At 60.8% G+C, this 1982-nt stretch carries 3 protein-coding genes; 2 read left to right on the forward strand and 1 reads right to left on the reverse strand.

Annotation, left to right across the window (positions count from 1 at the left end):
• Together EN991_RS34105 and EN991_RS34110 are read left to right on the forward strand one after the other, a co-directional pair.
• Positions 1 to 815 (forward strand): glycine--tRNA ligase subunit beta (locus tag EN991_RS34105; protein ID WP_127370381.1); only part of this gene is annotated, 815 nt, incomplete at its 5' end.
• 109 nt (positions 816 to 924) lie between these two features.
• Positions 925 to 1218: a hypothetical protein gene (locus EN991_RS34110; protein WP_063171642.1), complete on the forward strand. Its 294-nt coding sequence runs from the start codon at positions 925 to 927 to the stop codon at positions 1216 to 1218.
• A 105-nt stretch (positions 1219 to 1323) separates the two neighbouring features.
• On the opposite strand, the gene EN991_RS34115 is transcribed toward EN991_RS34110, so the two are convergent.
• Positions 1324 to 1713: a hypothetical protein gene (locus EN991_RS34115; protein ID WP_024502648.1), complete on the reverse strand. Its 390-nt coding sequence runs from the start codon at positions 1711 to 1713 to the stop codon at positions 1324 to 1326.
• Positions 1714 to 1982: the final 269 nt, after the last annotated feature.

A 1982-nucleotide genomic window follows, 5' to 3' on the forward strand; every position in this document is an offset into this window, starting at 1 on the left:
AAGGCGCCATGGGCCGCAAATATGCGCTGCTTCAGGGCGAGCACTCGTCCGTGGCCGCAGCCATCGAAGAGCACTACAAGCCGCAAGGTCCGTCCGATTATGTACCGGGCGATCCGGTTTCGATCACAGTGGCGCTTGCCGATAAGCTCGACATGCTGGTCGGTTTCTGGGCAATCGACGAAAAGCCGACTGGGTCGAAGGATCCCTATGCGCTGCGTAGAGCGGCGCTGGGTGTGGTTAGAATATTGGTCGAGAATGATATTCGACTGGCGCTGGCAGCCATCGTCGGGAAAGCGTCTGACCTTCTGTCCTTCTTCCACGACCGCCTGAAAGTCTACCTCCGCGATCAGGGCGCCCGGCACGATCTCATCGATGCCGTCATCACGCCGCAGTCCGACGACCTCTTGCAGATCGTGCGCCGCGTCGAGGCGCTCGGCTCCTTCCTCGACACCGAGGACGGCAAGAACCTGCTCGCCGGCACCAAGCGCGCGGCCAACATTCTGGCTGCCGAGGAGAAAAAGAAAACGGCGGTCGCCGAAACCGTTGAGCCGGCGCTGTTTCGCGCGGATACCGAGAAATCGCTGTTTGCGGCGGTGAACCAGGCTGAGAAGCAAGCCGGCGAAGCGATTCAAAACGATGATTTTTCCGGCGCCTTGCTGGCGCTTAGCGTGTTGCGCGAGCCGGTTGATTCATTCTTTGAGCATGTTCTTGTAAACGATGAGGATCAGGCGGTGCGTGCCAACCGCCTGGCGCTGCTCGCCCGCATCCGCACGGCCACCGGTCAGGTCGCGGATTTCTCCAGGATCGCAGGTTAAGGCGAAGAAAATATTCTCTGCTACCGGCCGTTCGAGCCGGCTTACAGTCATATGGCGATGATCTCTCCGTGGCAAAAGGGACATGTTCCCCAACCCCACGGAGACTTCCATGAATTCCGATCACGAAATCGAAGTGACAGAAGAAACTCCCGCCGAGGCGCTTGAATCCGCTTCCGAAACTATTCTCGATCATGCCGCCGCCGCAGCGATCGAAGCCGCTGACCTGTCTGATGACGACGAAGACGGCGACGATGAAGAAGGCGAAGAGTCCACCGAAGCTGCCACGCTCTCGGATGACGACGAAGATGAAGACGAGGACGAAGACGACGCCGAGGACAGCGTGAAGGCTGAAGGCGACGAGTCCGAAGAAGAAGACGACGACGACAAGGAAGAAGCGGCCTGATCTTTTCAGCCGCCGAGTCTATCGATGGCAAGGCGGCGCCGAGGCGCCGCCTTTTCCTATCAGCCGTCCCCGAAGCCGACTGTCAGCCGCCCCGGCGACGGCCCGTCAGTTCTCGAGAATGCTGACGCGCACGCTGTTTTCGTAGACGTCGACCTGGATCAGCGGTTCGCCATTGACGATGGCGCGCTTGGTCGAGGAACTCATCGCGCCGCCGCGTTCCAGCATGCGCTGCAGGTCGGCGCGCTGGTCGTTGGTCCTGAACCAGCCATCAGCCTCGTCGTCGCTGTCACGGCGGTGGAATTTGTGCCAGTTGGCGCGGTCCTGCCGCACCATCTGCGCGGCATTGTCCAGCGCATAGCCGTCACTCGCCTGATGGTCGCGATCGGAAATGCGCGCGACATAGGATCCCAGCATGTCGTCGGCATGAGCCGCGACGACGCCAAGCAGTGACGCCAGCAATAGGCCTGCTCCGGTCACGATTCCAGATTTTCTCATGCTTTCCCCCTTTACCCCTTAGCGATGAAATCCCGTCTGCCAGAACCGCCTGACGAAATACAGGCGATGGCGTCTGGCGGCTGAAATAAGCCGAAACCGAGTTTGTTTGGCAATCGTGCGCCGGGCGCCAGATCGCCGTCAAGTCACGCCTTCGATGTCGGCTGTCTTTGAGGCGGGGCTACTTGGTGTAGCCGTTGGGAGGCATGCGCTGCCCTGCTGCCGGGGCCGGAGCGCTCGGCGGGGCGGGTTGGTTCTCGGCGTTTCCTGAG

It is taken from the genome of Mesorhizobium sp. M7A.F.Ca.US.005.03.2.1, assembly GCF_003997795.1.
GTDB classification, from domain to species: Bacteria; Pseudomonadota; Alphaproteobacteria; order Rhizobiales; family Rhizobiaceae; genus Mesorhizobium; species Mesorhizobium ciceri.

Coding starts and splice junctions, on each gene's coding strand:
- EN991_RS34110 (WP_063171642.1), top strand. CDS start 925: ATGAATTCCGATCACGAAATCGAAGTGACAGAAGAAACTCCCGCCGAG.
- EN991_RS34115 (WP_024502648.1), bottom strand. CDS start 1,713: ATGAGAAAATCTGGAATCGTGACCGGAGCAGGCCTATTGCTGGCGTCA.